General features: G+C 53.8%; 18 protein-coding genes. 10 read left to right on the forward strand and 8 right to left on the reverse strand.

All coding sequences use genetic code 11. The annotated features are described in order from the left end of the window. Nucleotides 1-59: 59 nt before the first annotated feature. On the reverse strand, nt 60-1,340 hold the full coding sequence (gene hemL / locus SOM82_RS03940; protein ID WP_320460297.1) for a glutamate-1-semialdehyde 2,1-aminomutase: 1,281 nt from the start codon (nt 1,338-1,340) through the stop codon (nt 60-62). Nucleotides 1,341-1,518: 178 nt separating this feature from the next. Here hemL and clcA point away from each other — a divergent pair, with 178 nt between their 5' ends. Next, on the forward strand, nt 1,519-2,919 hold the full coding sequence (clcA, locus tag SOM82_RS03945; RefSeq protein ID WP_154127243.1) for a H(+)/Cl(-) exchange transporter ClcA: 1,401 nt from the start codon (nt 1,519-1,521) through the stop codon (nt 2,917-2,919). An 85-nt stretch (nt 2,920-3,004) separates the two neighbouring features. Beyond that, entirely contained in the window at nt 3,005-3,349 is a 345-nt protein-coding gene (gene erpA / locus SOM82_RS03950; RefSeq protein WP_100777570.1) for an iron-sulfur cluster insertion protein ErpA, read from the forward strand. Nucleotides 3,350-3,453: 104 nt separating this feature from the next. Here erpA and SOM82_RS03955 read toward each other — a convergent pair whose 3' ends face one another. From SOM82_RS03955 to mtnN, 3 genes are read right to left on the reverse strand one after another with little or no spacing between them, the layout of a single operon-like run. Continuing rightward, nucleotides 3,454-4,077 carry a TRIC cation channel family protein gene (locus SOM82_RS03955; RefSeq protein ID WP_154127244.1) on the reverse strand — a complete coding sequence of 208 codons (624 nt, stop codon included), beginning with the start codon at nt 4,075-4,077 and terminating at the stop codon, nt 3,454-3,456. Nucleotides 4,078-4,107: 30 nt separating this feature from the next. After that, nucleotides 4,108-4,905 (reverse strand): vitamin B12 ABC transporter substrate-binding protein BtuF, encoded by a 798-nt coding sequence (btuF, locus tag SOM82_RS03960; protein WP_320460296.1) that lies wholly within the window; start codon nt 4,903-4,905, stop codon nt 4,108-4,110. Further along, nucleotides 4,898-5,596 (reverse strand): 5'-methylthioadenosine/S-adenosylhomocysteine nucleosidase, encoded by a 699-nt coding sequence (gene mtnN, locus SOM82_RS03965; protein ID WP_154127245.1) that lies wholly within the window; start codon nt 5,594-5,596, stop codon nt 4,898-4,900. Before mtnN ends, btuF begins: the two co-directional genes overlap by 8 nt. Before the next feature lie 82 nt (nt 5,597-5,678). On the opposite strand from mtnN, the gene dgt reads away from it, so the two are divergent. The 3 genes from dgt to cdaR all read left to right on the forward strand — a co-directional run bounded on the left by dgt (nt 5,679) and on the right by cdaR (nt 10,081). After that, entirely contained in the window at nt 5,679-7,193 is a 1,515-nt protein-coding gene (gene dgt / locus SOM82_RS03970; RefSeq protein WP_320460295.1) for a dGTPase, read from the forward strand. 130 nt (nt 7,194-7,323) lie between these two features. Further along, the gene (gene degP, locus SOM82_RS03975) at nt 7,324-8,769 is read left to right on the forward strand and encodes a serine endoprotease DegP (RefSeq protein ID WP_320460294.1); all 1,446 of its coding nucleotides are present in this window, start codon (nt 7,324-7,326) and stop codon (nt 8,767-8,769) included. Between the two features lie 154 nt (nt 8,770-8,923). Next, nucleotides 8,924-10,081 (forward strand): DNA-binding transcriptional regulator CdaR, encoded by a 1,158-nt coding sequence (cdaR, locus tag SOM82_RS03980; protein WP_100777564.1) that lies wholly within the window; start codon nt 8,924-8,926, stop codon nt 10,079-10,081. A 166-nt stretch (nt 10,082-10,247) separates the two neighbouring features. On the opposite strand, the gene SOM82_RS03985 is transcribed toward cdaR, so the two are convergent. Then, nucleotides 10,248-10,637, reverse strand: coding sequence for a DUF3461 family protein (locus SOM82_RS03985; RefSeq protein WP_008501916.1), 390 nt, complete (start codon nt 10,635-10,637; stop codon nt 10,248-10,250). Nucleotides 10,638-10,941: 304 nt separating this feature from the next. Between SOM82_RS03985 and SOM82_RS03990 the strand changes: the two genes are divergently transcribed. Continuing rightward, nucleotides 10,942-13,230, forward strand: a complete 2,289-nt coding sequence (locus SOM82_RS03990; RefSeq protein ID WP_320460293.1) for an FdhF/YdeP family oxidoreductase — start codon at nt 10,942-10,944, stop codon at nt 13,228-13,230. 182 nt (nt 13,231-13,412) lie between these two features. On the opposite strand, the gene dapD is transcribed toward SOM82_RS03990, so the two are convergent. The 3 genes from dapD to map all read right to left on the reverse strand — a co-directional run bounded on the left by dapD (nt 13,413) and on the right by map (nt 17,803). Then, complete coding sequence (dapD, locus tag SOM82_RS03995; protein WP_115876406.1) at nt 13,413-14,237, reverse strand: 2,3,4,5-tetrahydropyridine-2,6-dicarboxylate N-succinyltransferase; 825 nt, start codon at nt 14,235-14,237, stop codon at nt 13,413-13,415. A gap of 33 nt (nt 14,238-14,270) precedes the next feature. After that, entirely contained in the window at nt 14,271-16,946 is a 2,676-nt protein-coding gene (gene glnD, locus SOM82_RS04000; protein WP_320460292.1) for a bifunctional uridylyltransferase/uridylyl-removing protein GlnD, read from the reverse strand. Between the two features lie 62 nt (nt 16,947-17,008). Further along, the gene (gene map / locus SOM82_RS04005) at nt 17,009-17,803 is read right to left on the reverse strand and encodes a type I methionyl aminopeptidase (protein WP_154127250.1); all 795 of its coding nucleotides are present in this window, start codon (nt 17,801-17,803) and stop codon (nt 17,009-17,011) included. 321 nt (nt 17,804-18,124) lie between these two features. Between map and rpsB the strand changes: the two genes are divergently transcribed. From rpsB to frr, 4 genes are all read left to right on the forward strand, one after another. After that, nucleotides 18,125-18,850 carry a 30S ribosomal protein S2 gene (rpsB, locus tag SOM82_RS04010; protein WP_154127251.1) on the forward strand — a complete coding sequence of 242 codons (726 nt, stop codon included), beginning with the start codon at nt 18,125-18,127 and terminating at the stop codon, nt 18,848-18,850. Between the two features lie 121 nt (nt 18,851-18,971). Then, a complete protein-coding gene (gene tsf, locus SOM82_RS04015; RefSeq protein ID WP_154127252.1) occupies nt 18,972-19,823 on the forward strand; it encodes a translation elongation factor Ts in 852 nt (283 codons plus the stop codon). Nucleotides 19,824-19,972: 149 nt separating this feature from the next. Continuing rightward, the gene (gene pyrH, locus SOM82_RS04020; RefSeq protein ID WP_154127253.1) at nt 19,973-20,698 is read left to right on the forward strand and encodes a UMP kinase; all 726 of its coding nucleotides are present in this window, start codon (nt 19,973-19,975) and stop codon (nt 20,696-20,698) included. A gap of 170 nt (nt 20,699-20,868) precedes the next feature. Beyond that, on the forward strand, nt 20,869-21,426 hold the full coding sequence (gene frr / locus SOM82_RS04025; protein ID WP_095280841.1) for a ribosome recycling factor: 558 nt from the start codon (nt 20,869-20,871) through the stop codon (nt 21,424-21,426). Nucleotides 21,427-21,476: the final 50 nt, after the last annotated feature.

A 21,476-nucleotide genomic window follows, 5' to 3' on the forward strand; every position in this document is an offset into this window, starting at 1 on the left:
GCTGCCGCTTGGAGTGTTTTCGCCCTCTTCCCGTGGGGGAGGGCATCAGGCCGCACCCATCAGAGCTTCGCAAATACCTTACGCGCGGCGTCGATGGTGTTGTTGATATCTTCTGCGCTGTGCGCAACCGACATAAAGCCCGCTTCAAACGCCGACGGCGCCAGATAGACACCCTCTTCCAGCATCAGATGGAAGAAACGCTTAAAGCGCTCAACGTCGCATTTCACCACGTCCTGATAGCGGGTCACGGTTTTCGCGTCGGTGAAGAAGATCCCGAACATCCCGCCAACATGATTCACAACCAGCGGAATACCCGCTTCTTCAGCGGCTTGCAGCAGGCCATTCGCCAGCTGGGTGGTCAGTTCGGTCAGCGTTTCGTGAATACCGGGCTGGGCCACTTCGGTCAGACAGGCAAAGCCCGCGGCCATCGCAATCGGGTTACCGGAAAGCGTACCCGCCTGATAGACCGGGCCGGTTGGAGCCAGAGCTTCCATGACGTCTCTGCGTCCGCCAAATGCGCCCACCGGCATACCGCCGCCGATGATTTTGCCCAGACAGGTCAGATCAGGCACCACGTCGTAGTAAGACTGTGCGCCCGCCAGTGCGACGCGGAAACCGGTCATCACTTCGTCGATAATCAGCAGCGCGCCAAACTCGTCGCACAGCGCGCGCAGACCCGGCAGGAAATCCGGCTGCGGCGGAATACAGTTCATGTTACCCGCGACCGGTTCCACAATGATGCAGGCGATTTCTTGCGGATATTGCTCGAACGCCGCGCGCACGGTCGACAGATCGTTATAAGTACAGGTCAGGGTATGTTTAGCGAAGTCAGCAGGCACGCCCGGTGAGTTTGGCTGGCCGAGAGTCAGAGCACCAGAACCGGCTTTCACCAGCAGGCAGTCGGCGTGGCCGTGGTAACAGCCTTCGAATTTGATAATTTTATCGCGACCGGTAAAGCCGCGCGCCAGACGGATGGCGCTCATCGTCGCTTCCGTCCCGGAGTTCACCATGCGCACCATATCCATGGTCGGCACCAGTTCGGTGACCAGCTCGGCCATTTTAACTTCCATCTCGGTCGGCGCACCGAAGCTCAAACCGCGCTGTGCCGCTTCAATAACCGCATTGCGAATGGTCGGGTGGTTATGACCCAGCACCATTGGACCCCAGGAGCCGACGTAATCAACATAGGCTTTGCCGTCGACATCGTACAGATACGCGCCGTCCGCACGTTCAATAAACAGCGGAGTTCCGCCCACGCCGGTAAAGGCACGAACGGGAGAGTTCACCCCGCCCGGGATAAGCTCACGTGCAGCACTGTAGAGGTTTTCTGACTTACTCATAGCGTCGTTCCTGGTTCGTAGAAAAGAGTTAAGCCAACTATTCTAAGGGATTCGCCGAAGGTTATAAAATTTTTGCCCTCATGATCCTGAACAATTGTTTAGGATTTTTCAGGCGACGAACGGCGTCAGGGGCATTAAAATCCCTGCGTTATTTGTATGACTAATAAAAGAACCCGTGATGACAGCAGAAAATTCCTCTTTCGAAGAGCAGCAGTTTGCTCGTACACGACGCCGGGCCAGCCTCCGGCGTTTGCTCAATCGCGATAAAACACCGCTGTTGATCCTGGTGATGTCGGCGGTGGTGGGTACTCTGGCAGGCCTGGTGGGCGTTGCGTTTGAGAAAGCCGTGAATGCGATACAAAACCTGCGTATCGGGACGCTGGCGGAGCAGGCTGCGAACCCGTGGCTACTGTGGCCGCTAGCCTTTGGGGTATCGGCTGTTCTGGCGATGATTGGCTATTATCTGGTACGCAAATTTGCGCCAGAAGCGGGCGGCTCCGGTATCCCTGAAATTGAAGGGGCGCTGGAGGAGTTGCGCCCGGTTCGCTGGTGGCGCGTGATCCCTGTTAAATTCATTGGAGGACTGGGCACGCTGGGGGCTGGCATGGTGCTGGGGCGCGAAGGCCCAACGGTACAGCTGGGTGGCAATATCGGACGAATGGTGGCGGATCTGTTTCGGATGCGGGACGCTGAAGCGCGTCATACGCTGCTGGCGACCGGGGCCGCTGCCGGTCTTTCCGCCGCATTTAACGCTCCGCTGGCTGGCATCCTGTTTATCATCGAAGAGATGCGGTCGCAGTTCCGCTATAACCTTATTTCGATCAAAGCGGTTTTCACCGGCGTGATTATGTCGAGCATCGTATTCCGCATTTTTAACGGTGAAGGGGCGGTGATTGAGGTTGGAAAGCTCACTAACGCGCCGGTGAATACGCTCTGGCTGTATCTGATTCTGGGGATGATTTTCGGAATCGTTGGGCCGCTGTTTAATACCCTGGTGCTGCGCACGCAGGATATGTTCCAGCGCATTCACGGTGGAAATATCACTAAATGGGTGTTGGTGGGCGGTCTGCTCGGCGGGCTGTGTGGGATCCTGGGGCTGATCGAGCCTGAAGCGGCAGGCGGCGGGTTTAGTCTGATTCCCATTGCCGCTGCGGGAAATTTTAGCATCGGCATGCTGTTGTTTCTGTTTATCACCCGCGTGATCACGACGCTGCTGTGTTTTTCTTCGGGCGCGCCGGGGGGAATATTTGCTCCCATGCTGGCGCTCGGTACGCTGCTTGGCACGGCGTTTGGCATGGCGGCGGCTGTGAGTTTCCCGGCCTATAATCTTGAGGCGGGAACCTTTGCCATCGCCGGAATGGGGGCGTTATTGGCCGCTTCTTTACGTGCGCCATTAACCGCCATTCTGTTGGTTCTGGAAATGTCTGACAATTATCAGCTCATTTTGCCAATGATCATTACTTGCCTCGGCGCGACACTATTAGCCCAATTCCTGGGTGGAAAGCCGCTATACTCCACCATTCTTGCCCGCACCCTGGCAAAGCAAGAGTCTGAGCGAGCCGGGCAGCAGAATACTTGAATGAATTACCAGGGTATTAGATAATGAAAAAAAGAATTGGATGTTTTTTAATCCGATTCAGTAGCAGTATTCATGGGAGCAAAAAATGAGTGATGACGTAGCGCTGCCGTTGCAGTTTACCGAAGCAGCAGCCATAAAAGTGAAAAGCCTGATTGCCGATGAGAACAATCCGGAGCTGAAACTGCGTGTTTATATTACTGGCGGCGGTTGCAGCGGCTTCCAGTATGGCTTTACCTTTGACGATCAAATCAACGATGGTGATATGACCATCGAGAAGCAGGGCGTCGCGCTGGTCGTTGACCCGATGAGCCTGCAATATCTGGTCGGTGGCGCGGTAGATTATACCGAAGGCCTGGAAGGTTCTCGCTTTGTGGTGACCAACCCGAATGCGAAAAGCACCTGCGGATGCGGCTCTTCGTTCAGCATCTGATTTTCCAGGGGCGTGCGGCCAGATGCCCTCACCCCGGTCCTCTTCCTGTGTGAGAGGACGCGAATATCAAAAACGGCAGCCTGATGAGGTTGCCGTTTTGTTTTTTATCGCCCCTGTTCGTCCAGTGCAAACGTCGGCAATTTTAAATGCCAGCGTATCGCCGCCAGACGAATCACCAGCGTGACGACCATCCCGATCATCGCCGCCGTTTCCAGTTCTACGCCAAAAGTGTAAAACGCCGTCGCATGGACAATGCCGCCGATAATACAGGCGGTGGCGTAGATCTCGGTTCGCAGGATCATCGGCACTTCGCGCGCCAGAATATCGCGTATGATCCCGCCGCCGACGCCGGTCAATACGCCCATGCAGATGGCCACCAGCGGACCCGTACCCGCCATGAAGGCTTTATTGACGCCAATTCCGACAAACACCGCCAGTCCGACGGCATCCAGCACCGGAAGGATCCATTTGGGTAAACGACGAGGTTGACGAACCAGCACGATCGTCAGCAGGCACGTCACCATCGCGACCACCAGATCTGTGGGATCTTTGACCCAAAAAACCGGACCGTGATCGAGCGCCATATCGCGGATCGTTCCTCCGCCTACCGCCGTCACCACGCCGAGTACTAACACACCGAACGGATCCATGCGCAGTTTCCCTGCGAGCAATACGCCGGAAATGGCAAAAACGGCTGTGCCAAGGATATCCAGCCAGTAAACGAGCATCTTCACATCCTCGAATAGTGAGGGGCCAAATTAATGACTCTGAGCGAGCGCGGCGCAGAGTTGTTTTGCGGCGAGGATAATACGCGGGCTTGCGCGTTCAAACCAGTCGTTGTGTAGCGGAATAACCGGGATTTTTAGCTGGCTTTGCCAAAATTTTTCGATTTTAGGAATGTCGCTCGCATTCCCGACGACGACGATCGCCTGGGGCTGACGTGCGAGCACCTGTTCGCGGCTGACCTGCGGCCAGGGCACACGGCTTGCGGCAAAGATATTTTCACCGCCGCACACTTCCAGAACCTGATTCTGAATAGAGCCTTTGCCGGTGGTAAAAAGTGGCTGAGTGCCAAACTGCAGGAATACCCGCTTTTTCGTCGGCGTGTCATATTCTGCTTTCAGCGCAGCATAGTCGTTAAGCAGTTGCTGTGCGGCCTGCTGGGCCTTTATCGGCGCAGGACTCCAGGCGGCCAGATCGCGTAACGCCTGTGCCACTTGCTCAATGCTGATGGCATCGACCCACAGCACTTTTATACCCAGCGAAGAGAGTTGATTGACCTGCCGTTCAGCATTGCCTCCGCGCCAGGCCAGCACCAGGTCCGGTTTTAGCGCCACGATGCGCTCAAGATTCATCCCTTGCCAGGTTGAAACCTGCTCGATCTTTTGCGCCTCGGGCGGATAGTCGGAAAAGCTGCTGACGCCAACGGGCGTGATCCCGGCGGCAAAGGCCAGCTCAGTGTTGGCGGGAGAGAGAGTAATGACACGCGGCGCAGCAAGAAGCCACGCCGGAGCAAGCAGAGACAGGGCGACCAGCGCCCTTAACAACTTAGCCACGCGCCAGTTTCTGAACCAGCGTCTCCACCATGATGGTGGACTGTTTCGCGGCAACGGCGAGGAATTCGTCAAAGCTCAGGTGAGATTGCTGGTCGGCCACGTCGGAGATGGCGCGAACCACCACAAACGGCACGCTGAAGTTATGGCAAACGTGCGCAATGGCTGTCGCTTCCATCTCAACGGCAACTGCCTGCGGGAAGTTGTGACGGATTTTTGCCAGACCGACTGAACCGTTGATGAAGGCGTCGCCGCTGACAATCAGGCCGCGCACGGCGTTCAGGTTCAGTTCGGCAATGCAGCTTTCCGCCGCCGCTACCAGTTTATCGTCGGCTTTAAAGCCTGCCGGACAGCCCGGAAGCTGGCCGTACTCATAACCGAAAGCGGTGACATCGGCATCGTGATAGCGTGCTTCATCAGAGACCACGATATCGCCCACTTTCAGCGTCGGGGCCAGACCGCCAGCAGAACCGGTATTGATGATAACGTCTGGCTTGCAGCGCTCCAGCAACAGCGTCGCGCCCAGCGCAGCAGCCACTTTACCGATGCCTGATTTCAGCAGAGCAACCTCAGTTCCATTCAGCAGGCCAGTGTAGATTTCACAGCCGCCGAGAGAGAGAGTCTGACAGTTCTCAATTTTGTCACGCAGCAGCGTAACTTCTTCTTCCATTGCACCAATAATGCCGATTTTCATAGATTTACTCGCGATGTGCCTTGTTAAGATGCATAGTCTATCATGCGGTTAAGGGGAAACGCATTCTCACGCGGGGGAGCACATGGCACCAATTGATTTTCGGCATAAAATAAACTGGCATCGTCGTTTCCGTTCTCCTCAAGGGGAGAAGAGTGAACACGAGATCCTGCGCATCTTTGAAAGCGATCGCGGGCGTATCATTAACTCTCCTGCGATCCGTCGTTTGCAGCAAAAAACCCAGGTGTTCCCGCTCGAACGTAATGCCGCCGTCCGCACGCGCCTGACCCACTCAATGGAAGTGCAGCAGGTAGGGCGCTACATTGCCAAAGAAATTCTGAGCCGTCTCAAAGAGCAGCGCTTGCTGGAGACGTATGGCCTGGATGAGCTGACCGGCCCGTTTGAAAGCATCGTTGAGATGGCCTGTCTGATGCATGACATCGGCAATCCGCCGTTTGGCCATTTTGGGGAAGCCGCGATTAACGACTGGTTTAAACAGCGCCTTTTCCCTGGCGATGCGGTAAGCCAACCGCACAGTGATGACCGCTGTATCGTCAGATCGTTATGTCTGCGAGAAGGCGAGGAGCCCCTAAACGATTTGCGGCGTAAAGTGCGCCAGGATCTTTGCCAGTTCGAAGGCAATGCACAGGGAATCAGGCTGGTGCACTCCCTGATGCGAATGAATCTGACATGGGCACAGGTGGGCTGCATTCTTAAATATACTCGTCCGGCCTGGTGGATCGGCGATCCGCCCGCCTCGCACAGCTATTTAATGAAAAAGCCCGGCTATTATTTGTCTGAAGAAGTCTATATTGAGCGCCTGCGTAAAGAACTTTCTCTCACGCCCCATGGCCGCTTTCCATTGACGTGGATTATGGAAGCCGCTGATGATATTTCTTATTGCGTGGCGGATCTGGAAGACGCCGTTGAAAAAAGAATATTTAGCGTCGAGGAACTTTATCAGCATCTTTATGACGCCTGGGGAGAACATGAAAAAGGTTCATTGTTCTCACAAGTTGTCGAAAATGCCTGGGAAAAGTCGCGCTCAAATTCGCTCAGTCGTAGCACTGAAGATCAGTTCTTTATGTATTTGCGGGTCAACACGCTGAATAAACTGGTGCCCTACGCGGCTGCTCGTTTTATAGACAATCTACCCGCCATTTTTAACGGTGAGTTTAATCACGCACTACTGGAAGATGACAGTGATTTTAGCCAACTTCTTGAGTTGTATAAGCATGTTGCCATGCGCCATGTCTTCAGCCATCCGGACGTTGAACAGCTGGAATTACAGGGGTATCGGGTGATCAGCGGCTTGCTGGAAATCTATCGACCATTACTGCAATTATCGGTAGAGGATTTCACCGAGCTGGTGGAAAAAGATCGCGTGAAACGTTTACCCATTGAGTCGCGGTTGTTGCATAAACTCTCGACGCGTCATCGTCTTGCCTATGTCGAGGCAGTCAGTAAAATGGATCGCCATTCAGCACAATGGCCGATTCTGGAATATTATTATCGTTGTCGATTGATTCAGGACTATATCAGTGGAATGACCGATTTGTATGCATGGGATGAATACCGTCGGCTGATGGCTGTGGAATAACGGATAAGTTTTGTAAAGACCGCCAATAAATTTTTACTTTTTGCAGAACCTTAATTCCGGAACTTCGCGCTATAAAATGAATCTGATGTACACAGCAATTTTGCGTTATCTGTAAATCGAGATTGAGAACATGAAAAAAACCACATTAGCAATGAGTGCACTGGCTCTGAGTTTAGGTTTAGCGTTGTCCCCTTTGTCTGCCAGCGCAGCAGAGACCGCCTCTTCGGCCACGACCGCGCAGCAAATGCCAAGCCTGGCACCGATGCTCGAAAAAGTGATGCCATCGGTGGTGAGTATTAACGTTGAAGGAAGTACAACGGTTAATACACCGCGCATGCCGCGCAACTTCCAGCAGTTCTTTGGCGATAACTCCCCGTTCTGTCAGGAAGGTTCTCCATTCCAGAACTCACCATTCTGTCAGGGTGGTGGGGCAGGTGATGACAGCGGTCCCGGCAATGACGGTGGTCAACAGCAAAAGTTCATGGCACTGGGTTCGGGCGTGATTATTGACGCAGCGAAAGGCTATGTCGTGACCAACAACCACGTTGTCGACAATGCCAGCACCATTAAAGTACAGCTGAGCGATGGTCGTAAGTTCGATGCCAAAGTGGTGGGTAAAGATCCGCGCTCTGATATCGCCCTGATTCAGATTCAGGATCCGAAAAACCTGACGGCAATTAAGCTTGCTGATTCAGATGCCCTGCGCGTAGGTGATTACACTGTGGCCATCGGTAACCCGTTTGGTCTGGGTGAAACCGTTACCTCGGGTATTGTTTCGGCACTGGGTCGTAGCGGCCTGAACGCTGAAAATTATGAAAACTTTATCCAGACCGATGCGGCAATTAACCGCGGTAACTCCGGCGGTGCGCTGGTGAACCTGAATGGCGAGCTGATCGGTATCAACACCGCGATCCTGGCGCCTGACGGTGGCAACATCGGTATCGGTTTTGCTATCCCAAGCAACATGGTTAAAAACCTGACGGGTCAAATGGTTGAATTTGGCCAGGTGAAACGCGGTGAGCTGGGCATTCTGGGAACTGAGCTGAACTCTGAGCTGGCAAAAGCGATGAAAGTCGACGCGCAGCGCGGTGCCTTTGTCAGCCAGGTGATGCCAAATTCATCCGCAGAGAAAGCAGGCATCAAAGCGGGTGACGTGATCACGACCCTGAACGGTAAGCCAATCAGCAGTTTCGCAGCGTTGCGTGCCGAAGTAGGCTCTATGCCGGTGGGAAGCAAAGTGGCGCTTGGTCTGCTGCGCGATGGTAAACCGGTGAGCGTTAACCTTGAACTGCAGCAGAGCAGCCAGAATCAGGTTGATTCCAGCTCCATCTTCAGCGGTATCGAAGGTGCGGAGATGAGCAACAAGGGTGCTGACAAAGGCGTGGTCGTCAGCAATGTGAAAGCCAATACCCCGGCTGCTCGCATTGGCCTGAAAAAAGGCGATGTCATCATCGGTGCAAACCAACAGCCGGTGAAAAACATTGCTGAGTTGCGCAAAATTCTCGACAGCAAACCGAGTGTGCTGGCGTTGAATATCCAGCGTGGCGACACAACGCTTTATCTGTTGATGCAGTAATCTCTCCAGCCCCTGTCTCACCTGAGGCAGGGGTCACTCCCTTTTCTGTGAGCTTTTCCACAAGTCCATACTTCTTCCCCTGACTTTGTGCATTCGCACAATGCGACGCCTGTTGAACTCCCCTATGCTTGAGCTCTGCTCAGAGGAGGGTTACATGGCTGGCTGGCATCTTGATACCAAAATGGCGCAGGAAATCGTGGCGCGAACCATGCGCATCATTGATACCAATATCAACGTAATGGATGCCCGTGGGCGAATCATTGGCAGTGGCGATCGTGAGCGCATTGGGGAATTGCACGAAGGCGCACTTCTGGTGCTCTCTCAGGGCCGCGTGGTAGACATCGACGACGCCGTTGCTCGACATCTGCATGGTGTGCGCCAGGGAATTAACCTGCCGCTGCGTCTGGAGGGCGAAATCGTCGGGGTGATCGGCCTGACCGGCGAACCGGAGTCTTTGCGCAAATACGGCGAGCTGGTCTGTATGACCGCTGAGATGATGCTGGAACAGTCGCGTTTGATGCATCTTTTAGCCCAGGACAGTCGTCTGCGCGAAGAGCTGGTGATGAACCTGATCCAGGCCGAGGAGCATACGCCAGCATTAACTGAATGGGCGCAGCGTCTGGGGATCGATCTCAATCAGCCGCGTGTGGTTGCGGTTATTGAAGTGGACAGCGGTCAACTGGGTGTGGATAGCGCGATGGCGGAGTTACAGCAACTGCAAAATGCGCTGGCGACGCCTGAGCGGAACAACCTGGTGGCGATTGTCTCGCTGACCGAAATGGTGGTGCTGAAACCCGCGCTGAACCCGTTTGGTCGCTGGGATGCTGAAGATCATCGTCGTCGGGTTGAGCAGTTAATCTCGCGAATGAAAGAGAATGGTCAGCTGCGGTTTCGCGTTGCGCTGGGAAACTATTTCACCGGACCGGGCAGCATTGCCCGCTCATGGCGTACGGCTCGTACCACGATGATGGTGGGCAAGCAGCGGATGCCGGAAAGTCGGGGATATTTTTACCAGGATCTTATGCTGCCCGTGTTGCTCGACAGCCTGCGAGGCGGCTGGCAAGCCAATGAGCTGGCACGGCCACTGGTTCGGCTTAAGGCGATGGATAACAACGGCTTGCTGCGCCGCACACTGCAGGCCTGGTTCCGCCATAACGTGCAGCCGCTGGCGACATCGAAAGCGCTGTTTATTCACCGCAATACGCTGGAATACCGTCTGAACCGGATATCAGAACTGACGGGGCTGGATTTGGGAAACTTTGACGACAGATTGCTGTTGTATGTAGCGCTTCAGCTTGACGAGCAGCGGTAATAAAAGCAAAACGGCAACCTCGTTGCCGTTTTTAGTGTTTTCTCCCTCTCCCTGCGGGAGAGGGCCGGGGTGAGGGCATCATACCGCACAGAGTAAAAGCAAAACGGCAACCAGGTTGCCGTTTTTAGTGTCTCCGTGGGAGAGGATTGGGGGAGTTTCAGAGCGCTTATTTATTGCGGGTCAGTTTCTCAAGATCGGCTTCAATTTCGCTGATCTTATTAGTCACGACGCTTTCCAGATGACGCAGGTCATCGAGGATCTTACGTTTGAGATCGACTTCGGTGCGATCGCGCTGGCAGATCTGATCGAGTTCGTCGATCACATAGCGCAGGTTAGGGCTGATTTCCTGAACCTCTTTATACCCCTGGCCGACGCCATCAGCGACGACGGTTTTACGTTGACGCGGGTATTTGAACTTCACGCTCTTCGCGAAAAACTCTCCTTTGTCCTTATGAAAATAGATTTTCAGAATATCGTTGTTAGCTTCCTGGCGAAGGCTGTAGCGATCGATTTCATCAGGATTGGTAATGCCCAGACTTTTCAGATTATCGTACATAGCGGTACCCTTATCTCAACATAACCTTTGAATAATTAACGAAAAAATCTCTTTTTGCCACCCTAAGATACAAAAAAAGCGGGGTTGATCCTGATTGCTCTTCGACTGCCATTAACGAACAGACAAAAAACGGAAACCTCCCTGGAAACCTGTACTCCATTTTCGCCTGCCTGCGCGCTGGCAGGGAACATTAATCTAACTCGTTTATTGTAGTTTTTGGCTACCCCGTCAAGGGGAAATCAATATAAGGATGAAATTGCTACCGTAGCCGCCATCAATAATTGTCAGTGAATAAGCCGTCGCAATGAAAAAGGGTGTTCCAGGTGTAAGTGGCTATCAGGGCCCGGCAGGAGGCTGGGGCGCAGTAAAAGCCGTCTCGGCATCGGTATTTTCGCAAAGGGCTGTTGCCCGCGATATTATCGCCATGTTTAAAATGAACCAGGTCTCCGGCTTTGACTGTCCGGGCTGTGCCTGGCCCGATCCCGGTCATCGTGCGCCGATGGAGCTGTGTGAAAACGGCGTGAAGGCGGTTTCCTGGGAAACCACCCGTAAGAAAGCCTCTCCTGAGTTTTTTAGCCGCCATCCCGTTTCGGCTCTGTGGCATTACAGCGACTATGAGCTGGAAAATGTTGGCCGTCTGACCCACCCCATGAAATATGACGCCACGACGGACCGCTGGCAGGCGGTAGAGTGGGATGTCGCGTTTCAGGAAATTGGCGAACGCCTGCGCAGCTATGATTCCCCCGAACAGGTAGAGTTTTATACATCCGGGCGTACCTCTAATGAGGCGGCCTTCCTGTACCAGCTTTTCGCGCGCGAATATGGCAGCAGCAACTTTCCTGATTGTTCCAACATGTGCCACGGCCCGACCAGTGCTGGCCTGACGCGTTCGATTGGTCTCGGCAAAGGGACAGTGGAGCTGGAGGACTTTGATCATTGCGATCTGGTGATTTGTATCGGCCATAACCCCGGCACCAACCATCCGCGTATGCTGACTACCCTGCGTGAAGTGGCAAAGCGTGGCGCGAAAATTATCTCTGTTAATCCGCTGGCGGAGCGGGGTCTTGAGCGTTTTAGCTTTCCACAAAGCCCGGGAGAGATGCTGACCGGACAGTCAACCAAACTTAGCAGCCGCTACTACCAGGTGAAAATGGGCGGGGATTCGGCGCTGCTCAAAGGGATGATGAAAGCCCTGATCGAGATGGATGAGGCCCGGGCTTTGCTAAATCAGCCGCCTTGTCTTGATCATACGTTTATTGCTGAACATACCGACGGTTATCAGGCGCTGTATGAGGATTTGCGACAGTGCAAATGGGCTGAGCTGGAGCAGGAAAGCGGGCTGACGCACAGCCAGATGGAAGATCTGGCCGACAGCTACAATAAATCCCGCGCCACCATTATCTGCTATGGCCTTGGGATCACCCAGCATAAAAATGGCACGGAAAACGTCCAGCATCTGGTTAATCTCCTGTTGCTGAAAGGCAACATGGGTAAACCCGGGGCCGGGATCTGTCCGCTGCGCGGTCACTCCAACGTGCAGGGCGATCGCTCCGTTGGGATCAACGAAGCGGCGCCGGAAGCCTTTCTAAAGCGTCTTGAGGAACATTTCTCCATCAAGGTTTCGCGCAAGCACGGGCGCTCCAGTGTGGAGAGTATTCGTGCCATAGAGCGCGGCGAGGCCAGAGCGCTTATCTGTATGGGCGGTAACCTGGCGGTGGCGATGCCGGAGCCGCAGCGTACGTTTGCGGCGATGAAAAAACTGGATCTGCAGGTGCACGTGGCGACCAAACTGAATCGTTCACATCTGCTGCTGGCGAAGCATAACTATTTGCTGCCTGCGCTGGGCAGAACCGAGCGTGACCTTCAGGCCACGGGCATCCAGTCCGTCACCGTCGAGGATTCGATGTCGATGGTGCATGCTTCCTGCGGCGCACTGAAACCCGCATCACGTTGGCTGAAATCAGAACCGGCCATTGTGGCTGAAATGGCGCGAGCCACACTGCCTCACTCCCCGGTAAGCTGGGAGGAAATGAGCGGTAACTATGCGTTGATCCGCGAGGCTATTGAAGCCGTGATCCCGGCATTTGCCGATTATAACGCCCGCATTGCGCAACCCGGCGGTTTTCGGATGGATACCCCGGCCTCGCGCCGCGAATGGCATACGTCGAATGGCAAAGCGAATTTCGTGGTGGGGCAGCGACGTGCCGTGGATCGTCAGCAGCAGCCGGACGATGCGCTGGTTCTGGCGACGCTGCGCAGTCACGACCAGTACAACACCACCATTTACGGCATGAACGATCGCTATCGCGGGATCACCGGCCGTCGGGACGTTGTTTTCCTGAGCGAAAAAGAGGCCACGCAGCGTGGACTGGTTCAGGGTGATCTGGTCAACGTGCAGGCGTTGGATGATGACGGTCAGCCAGCGGAAGGGCGGACGATGTTGGGGCTGACGGTGGTGATTTACAGCATGGCTGCCGGGTCGATTGGTGCGTATTTGCCGGAGGCGAATGTTCTGCTGTCGCTGGATGCGGTCGACGGTGAAAGTCTGACCCCAGCCTATAAAAGCGTGCCAGTCGTCATCGCCAAAGCGTAGACGCACGACCTGGAGGGTTATACCGGCATGCAAAGGCGGATCCCTGTGTATCAGATGGTTGAGGGGCGCTGAACCGGCTTATCGCGGCCCGTTAAGGCCAATATATGCCCGGGCTTTCGCAAAGGTAAAAAAAAGCACCGACGATATGATCGTTCGGTGCTTTCAATTCTGCAGCGTACGGATTAATCGATGGTGCGCAGCAGTTCGTTGATGCCGACTTTACCGCGGGTTTTCGCATCGACTTTCTTCACGATCACCGCACAGTAGAGGCTGTATTTGCCATCTTTTGAAGGCAGGTTGCCGGAAACGACAACGGAGCCCGCTGGAACGCGACCGTAATGCACTTCACCGGTTTCGCGATCGTAAATGCGGGTGCTCTGGCCGATGTAAACGCCCATGGAAATCACAGAGCCTTCTTCGACGATCACGCCTTCAACGACTTCGGAGCGCGCACCGATGAAGCAGTTGTCTTCGATGATGGTTGGGTTGGCCTGCAGTGGCTCGAGTACGCCACCGATGCCGACGCCACCGGAAAGGTGAACGTTTTTACCAATCTGCGCGCAAGAACCGACGGTTGCCCAGGTATCGACCATGGTGCCTTCGTCAACGTAGGCCCCGATGTTCACGTAAGACGGCATCAGTACGGTGTTGCGTGCAATAAATGCGCCCTGACGAACGGCCGCGGGTGGAACCACACGGAAACCTTCTTTCTGAAAACGCGCTTCGTCGTAATCAGCGAATTTCATCGGCACTTTATCGAAGTAGCGGCTTTCCGCACCATCGATAACCTTGTTATCGTTAATACGGAAAGAGAGCAGCACGGCTTTCTTCAGCCACTGATGAGTTACCCACTGGCCGTCAATTTTTTCCGCCACACGCAGCGCGCCGGAATCAAGAAGAGAAATCACCTGATTAACCGCTTCGCGGGTTACGGTATCCACATTTGCCGGAGTGATCTCGGCGCGACGCTCAAAGGCGGACTCAATAACGTTCTGTAACTGCTGCATTGTTTTACTCTTTCCATTTTACTAAAAAACACGTCACCCTTTATCGTTTGGATTGAGGGCTGCTGTCAACCGTTGTTGCACCTCAAGTTGCAGCTCATTATTAAGCGCACGCCTGTCTGCAGTGGCGATTATGAATAAATCTTCTACTCGCTCACCAATGGTTGTAATTCTGGCTCCGTGAAGCGAAATTCCCAGATCCGCAAAAACCTGCCCCACGCGAGCCAGCAGTCCTGGCTGGTCGAGAGCGATCAGTTCGAGGAACGATTTACGGTCCGTATGAGTCGGCAGGAAATTCACCTCAGTATCGACCGTAAAGTGACGCAATTTTGCAGGCTGACGACGCGGCTGCGGCGGCTGCCAGCTGTGCTGGGTAATCGCCTGCTCCAGGCCAAAGCGAATTCCTTCATGGCGATCCGATGAAAGAGGGCTGCCGTCCGGCTCGAGTACGATAAAGGTATCCATTGCCATACCGTCGCGGGTCGTGAAAATCTGCGCGTCGTGAACGCTCAGATTGCGTCTGTCCAGCTCGGCGCAGACCGCGGCAAACAGATAGGCTCTGTCCGGGCTCCAGATAAAAATCTCGGTTCCACCGCGCGTGGCCTGTGGGCTGAGCAGGATCATCGGTTTTGATAGATCATGCTGCAGCAGGTGTCGTGCATGCCAGGCCAGTTGATTTGGGCTATGGCGGACAAAATAGTTAGCGCGACAGCGTGCCCAGATCTGATGCAACGCTTCCTCATCAATATTGTCCATTCGCAGCAGGGCCAGTGCCTGAAGCTGGTGGTGGCGCACGCGTTCGCGCATATCCGGCGTATTTTGCATCCCGCGGCGCAGCTGCTTTTCGGTCGCGAAGTACAGCTCGCGCAACAGACTTTGTTTCCAGCTGTTCCACAGGGTTTCGTTAGTGGCGCAAATATCTGCCACCGTCAGACAGACCAGAAAACGCAGACGGTTTTCGGTCTGTACGATCTCTGCAAACTGCTTAATGACTTCCGGATCCTGAATATCGCGCCGCTGTGCGGTAACGGACATCAGCAGGTGATGACGGACCAGCCACGCGACCAGCTGCGTTTCGCGCGAATTCAGGCCGTGAAGCTCGGCAAACTTCAGCACATCCTGGGCTCCGAGCACGGAGTGGTCTCCGCCGCGCCCTTTGGCGATATCGTGGAACAGGGCGGCAATCAGAATCAGTTCCGGGTGGCTGAGGCGCGGCCAGAGTTCAACGCAGAGCGGATGTTTTGCGCGCGTCTCTTCTTTGGCGAAACTTTCCAGTTTTAGCATCACGCGGATCGTGTGTTCATCCACCGTGTAAGCATGAAACAGGTCAAACTGCATTTGGCCGACAATATGCGACCACTGCGGCATATACGCCCACAGCACGCTGTGACGATGCATCGGCAGCAAACCGCGGCTGACGGCTCCGGGATGGCGTAACATGCTGAGGAACAGAGATCGCGCCTCCGGAATGTAGCAAAGCGGCTGCGTCAGATGCCGACGCGCATGGCGCAGATGGCGCAATGTGGTGGAGTAAATTCCGGTAATCGTGCTGTTGCGAACCATGGTGTAGAACATGCGCAGGATCGCTTCCGGCTCGCGGATAAACAGCGTTTCGTCCCGCAGATCGATCAACGTCCCGCGCAGCTGGAACTCGTCATCGATCGGGCGTGGCTTCTCATCGGTGGTGAGCGCCAGAATGGCTTCGTCGAACAGCTGCAATAGCATCTGGTTGAGCTCGCCGACGCGGCGGGTGACGCGGAAGAAATCCTTCATCATCTGTTCAACCGGCTCGTTGCCTTCGCCGCTGTAGTTCAGGCGCTGGGCGACACTCAGCTGACGATCGAACAGCAGACGGTTGTCATAGCGACTCACTTCAAGGTGCAGCGCAAAGCGGATGCGCCACAGCAGATGCAGGCACTCATTGAGCTCGTTGCGTTCGGCTTCGGTTAAAAAACCAAAGCCGACCATTTCATCCAGTGACGTCGCGCCAAAATGGCGACGGGCGACCCATTGCAGGGTGTGAATGTCCCGCAGGCCACCGGGGCTGCTTTTGATATCCGGCTCGAGATTATAGCTGGTGCCGTGGTAGCGCTGGTGGCGGACGTTTTGCTCTTCGACTTTCGCGGCAAAGAAGCGTTCCGAAGGCCAGAAACCGTCGCTGAAAATGTGCTTCTGTAATTCAAGAAACAGCGCCACGTCGCCAATCAACAGCCGTGTTTCAATCAGGTTAGTGGCGACAGTGAGATCGGATAAGCCTTCCAGCAGACACTCTTCGAGCGTGCGAACGCTGTGGCCGACTTCGAGCTTCACATCCCAGAGAAGGGTTAGAAGTTCGCCCACTTTCTGTGCCTGTTCGTCGGGCAGTTTTTTACGGCTTAACACGAGGAGATCGATATCGGAAAGCGGATGCAGTTCGCCGCGGCCGTAGCCTCCGACAGCGACCAGCGCGATATCGCTGATTTGGCCAAATCCGTAATCAATCCACAGACGTTGCAGAAGTTGATCAATAAACTCGGTGCGCGCTTCGATGAGCTCTTCCGCAGAGATACCTTCGTCAAAAGCTTTACCCAGCCAGCGCTGAAAAACGTCGATATGCGCTTTGATATCCGCCACCGTCAGTTCGCGCTGAGGCCACACGCCTGGGTTGTCCGGCTGATCGGGCAGGGTGGGAAGTGCCGTGTTGGCATACTGTTCGGGTAAAAGGTTACTCATCGTTCGCCACCCATAAGTAAAAGCTATAGCCATTAAAAAAGCCGGCATTTGCCGGCTTCTTATCATTCGTTGTGCGAGAGTATCGCCGGGATGGTGTCATCCTTTCGCAACGTCATAATTTCGCAGCCGTTGTCTGTCACCACAATAGTATGCTCGTACTGCGCAGACAAGCTTCTGTCTTTGGTTTTTACCGTCCAGCCATCCTTCATGGTGCGGATACGGTAGTCACCGGAGTTGACCATCGGTTCGATCGTGAAGGTCATGCCTTTTTGCAGCACCACTCCGCCGTCGTCAGCATCGTAATGCAGGACCTGTGGCTCTTCGTGGAAGACGCGGCCAATACCGTGACCGCAATATTCACGCACCACAGAGAAGCCTTCAGCTTCGACGAATTTCTGAATGGCCGCACCGATGGTACGCAGGCGAATACCTGGTTTAACCATTTTCAACGCCAGGTAGAGGCTTTCCTGGGTGACGCGACACAGGCGCTCGCCAAGGATGGTTGGCTTGCCCACGATAAACATTTTTGACGTATCGCCGTGATACTCGTCTTTGATGACGGTGACGTCGATGTTGACGATATCGCCATCTTTCAGCAGTTTCTCGTCGTCAGGAATGCCGTGGCACACCACTTCATTAATAGAGATGCAGACGGATTTCGGGAAACCGTGATAGCCGAGGCAGGCGGAGACCGCGTGCTGTTCGTTGACGATATAGTCGTTGCAGATACGATCCAGTTCGCCGGTGCTGACGCCCGGTTTGATGAACGGCTCGATCATTTCCAGCACTTCAGCGGCCAAACGGCCAGCGACGCGCATCTTTTCAATTTCTTCAGGTGTTTTAATAGAGATAGCCATGTAATCTGTCCATCAGTGTCGATTATTTCGACAATATTAGTCTAAGTGATGTCAATGGTATCAGTCCCTCGCACTTGCTGCCAAATTGAGAATCATTAACAGCACATCAGGCCAACAACTGTTGGTGTCTGTCGGCGTTTTGTGGTATAAAGCGCGCCGGACTTCCGATCCATTTCGTATACACAAGATGGACCAGAAGCGACAAATCTCACTTTGTGTAATAACACACACGTATCGGCACATATTCCGGGGTGCCCTTTGGGGTCGGTAATATGGGATACGTGGAGGCATAACCCCAACTTTTAAATAGAGGTTTTAAACATGGCAACTGTTTCCATGCGCGACATGCTCAAGGCTGGTGTTCACTTTGGTCACCAGACCCGTTACTGGAACCCGAAAATGAAGCCTTTCATCTTCGGCGCGCGTAACAAAGTTCACATCATCAACCTTGAGAAGACTGTACCAATGTTCAACGAAGCCCTGGCTGAGCTGAACAAGATCTCTTCCCGTAAAGGTAAGATTCTGTTTGTTGGTACTAAACGCGCTGCAAGCGAAGCTGTGAAAGAAGCTGCTAACAGCTGCGATCAGTTCTTCGTGAACCATCGCTGGTTGGGCGGCATGCTGACCAACTGGAAAACTGTTCGTCAGTCCATCAAGCGCCTGAAAGATCTGGAAATCCAGTCTCAGGACGGTACTTTCGATAAGCTGACCAAAAAAGAAGCGCTGATGCGCACTCGTGAGCTGGACAAGCTGGAAAACAGCCTGGGCGGTATCAAAGACATGGGTGGTCTGCCAGACGCTCTGTTCGTTATCGATGCAGACCACGAGCACATCGCAATCAAAGAAGCTAACAACCTGGGTATCCCTGTATTCTCTATCGTTGATACCAACTCCGATCCGGACGGTGTTGACTTCGTTATCCCGGGTAACGACGATGCAATCCGTGCTGTTAGCCTGTACCTGAGCGCTGTAGCTGCTACCGTTCGTGAAGGCCGTTCCCAGGATCTGGCTTCCCAGGCGGAAGAAAGCTTCGTAGAAGCTGAATAATAAGGTTCTAACCCTTATTTAGTACCGTGTATAAATAGGGGCCTCTATCTGGCCCCTTTTTCACTTTTAAGCCTGTCTGGTTCCTGGAACCGGGCGGGTCATCTCTCCCGAGGATTAAAGAATGGCTGAAATTACCGCATCCCTGGTAAAAGAGCTGCGCGAACGTACTGGCGCAGGCATGATGGATTGCAAAAAAGCGCTGACTGAAGCGAACGGCGACATTGAGCTGGCAATTGAAAACATGCGTAAATCCGGCGCGATCAAAGCGGCGAAAAAAGCAGGTAACGTTGCAGCAGACGGCGTGATCATCACTAAGATCGACGGCAACTACGGCATCATTCTGGAAGTTAACTGCCAGACTGACTTCGTTGCTAAAGATGGTGGTTTCCAGGCATTTGCTAACAAAGTTCTGGACGCAGCAGTTGCTGGCAAAATCACTGACGTTGAAGTTCTGAAAGCACAGTTCGAAGAAGAACGTGTTGCGCTGGTTGCTAAAATCGGTGAGAACATCAACATCCGTCGCGTAGCTTCCCTGGAAGGCGAAGTACTGGGTTCTTACCAGCACGGCGCGCGTATCGGTGTTCTGGTTGCAGCTAAAGGCGCAGACGAAGAGCTGGTTAAACAGCTGGCTATGCACATCGCTGCAAGCAAACCAGAATTCGTTAAGCCTGAAGATGTGTCTGCTGAAGTTGTTGAAAAAGAGTACCAGGTTCAGCTGGACATCGCCATGCAGTCTGGCAAGCCAAAAGAAATCGCAGAGAAAATGGTTGAAGGCCGCATGAAGAAATTCACCGGCGAAGTTTCTCTGACTGGCCAGCCATTCGTTATGGATCCAAGCAAATCTGTTGCTCAGCTGCTGAAAGAGCACAACGCTGACGTGACTGGCTTCATCCGCTTCGAAGTGGGCGAAGGCATCGAGAAAGTTGAAACTGACTTCGCAGCAGAAGTTGCTGCAATGTCCAAGCAGTCTTAATGATTGCGAAGGAGCCGCCTGAGGGCGGCTTCTTTTTGCCCGTCATGTGAAAATCAGACAGACCCCCGTGGTTTCTGTACTGATATGCGACATACTATGTCGCCAGAATTAACCCCCATCTCAATCGTTGACAGTCTCAGGAAAGAAACATGGCTACCAATGCAAAACCCGTGTACAAACGCATTCTGCTTAAGCTGAGTGGCGAAGCACTGCAGGGAACAGAAGGCTTCGGTATTGACGCAAGCATTCTTGACCGCATGGCACAGGAAATCAAAGAACTGGTTGAACTGGGTATCCAGGTTGGCGTGGTCATTGGCGGTGGCAACCTTTTCCGTGGCGCTGGTCTGGCGAAAGCGGGTATGAACCGCGTTGTGGGTGACCACATGGGTATGCTCGCAACCGTAATGAATGGCCTGGCGATGCGCGATGCACTCCATCGTGCGTATGTTAATGCTCGACTGATGTCCGCTATTCCGCTGAATGGCGTGTGCGATAATTACAGCTGGGCTGAGGCGATTAGCCTGCTGCGTAATAACCGTGTAGTGATTCTCTCCGCCGGTACGGGTAATCCATTCTTTACTACCGATTCCGCTGCATGTCTGCGCGGTATTGAAATCGAAGCCGATGTGGTTCTGAAAGCGACTAAAGTGGATGGCGTGTTTACCGCCGACCCGGCACAAGATCCTACCGCCACCATGTACGAACAGCTGAGCTACACTGAAGTGCTGGATAAAGAGCTGAAAGTGATGGATCTTGCCGCCTTCACGCTGGCTCGCGACCACAAATTACCGATTCGTGTCTTCAACATGAATAAGCCTGGTGCACTGCGTCGCGTAGTGATGGGCGAAAAAGAAGGCACTTTGATCACGGAATAATTTCCGTTGACGACAAATACAGGTAAGATTCCGCATTACTTTGTAGTGGCATTCTTACCTGGGCGCGCCTTTGGCGCTGTCATGAATTAAACGCGACTATACTTAGCACACACCCATACGGCTGTGCTGGCGGATAGTCTGCCTGAGACAAGTTTTCAAGGACTCGTAACGTGATTAACGACATCAGAAAAGATGCTGAAACACGCATGGAAAAATGCGTAGAAGCGTTCAAAAACCAAATCAGCAAAGTGCGTACTGGTCGTGCTTCCCCAAGCCTGCTGGATGGCATTGTAGTGGAATACTACGGTACCCCAACTCCGCTGCGTCAGCTGGCAAGCGTGACGGTAGAAGACACCCGTACCCTGAAAATCAACGTTTTCGATCGTTCATTGGGCCCGGCTGTAGAGAAAGCTATCATGGCGTCCGATTTGGGTCTGAACCCAAGCTCTGCGGGAACCGATATCCGCGTTCCATTGCCTCCACTGACCGAAGAGCGTCGTAAAGAGCTGATCAAAGTGGTTCGTGGTGAAGCCGAAGGCGCGCGCGTTGCCGTACGTAACGTCCGCCGTGATGCGAACGATAAAGTGAAAGCTCTGCTGAAAGAAAAAGAGATCAGTGAAGATGACGATCGCCGTTCTCAGGACGACGTTCAGAAAATGACTGATGCTGCTATCAAGAAAGTTGATGCGGCGCTGGCAGATAAAGAAGCGGAACTGATGCAGTTCTGATTTCTGACATAATCTGATAAACGCCGTTCAGAAAGTCCTGGTGACTTTGC

This window comes from Lelliottia sp. CFBP8978, assembly GCF_034046055.2.
In the GTDB taxonomy this organism is placed as follows: domain Bacteria; phylum Pseudomonadota; class Gammaproteobacteria; order Enterobacterales; family Enterobacteriaceae; genus Enterobacter.